The 241-nt window shown below is 73.4% G+C and carries 1 protein-coding gene; it reads right to left on the bottom strand.

Translation table 11 applies throughout. From position 1 onward, the window contains the following. Positions 1-90: 90 nt before the first annotated feature. A complete protein-coding gene (gene lptM / locus AC0IZJ_RS28695) occupies positions 91-240 on the bottom strand; it encodes an LPS translocon maturation chaperone LptM (protein WP_471855680.1) in 150 nt (49 codons plus the stop codon). Position 241: the final 1 nt, after the last annotated feature.

Here is a 241-nt window from a genome sequence, read left to right on the forward strand (position 1 = left end):
GGCCAACGCGCGCGGCAAGGCCGAGCGGCCGGCGTTGCTGGAACTGCGTGGGGTCCGCGTGGCCTGCCACGCGGTCGAAGAGGGCAGGGACTAGCGGGCGGGCGCGGAGCCCGGCGCCGACGCGGAGGCGGCCGGCTTGGGCAGGGTCAGCGGGCCCTTCTGTCCGCAACCCGCAAGGGCGGTAAGGGTGAACAGCAGCGCCGCAAGGCGCCCACCTACACTGACGGCAGTCTTGTTCATC

This window comes from Roseateles sp. AC306, assembly GCF_979253795.1.

Bases quoted from the DNA above. Each gene is read 5' to 3' on its own strand.
- lptM (WP_471855680.1), bottom strand. From the start codon at position 240: ATGAACAAGACTGCCGTCAGTGTAGGTGGGCGCCTTGCGGCGCTGCTG.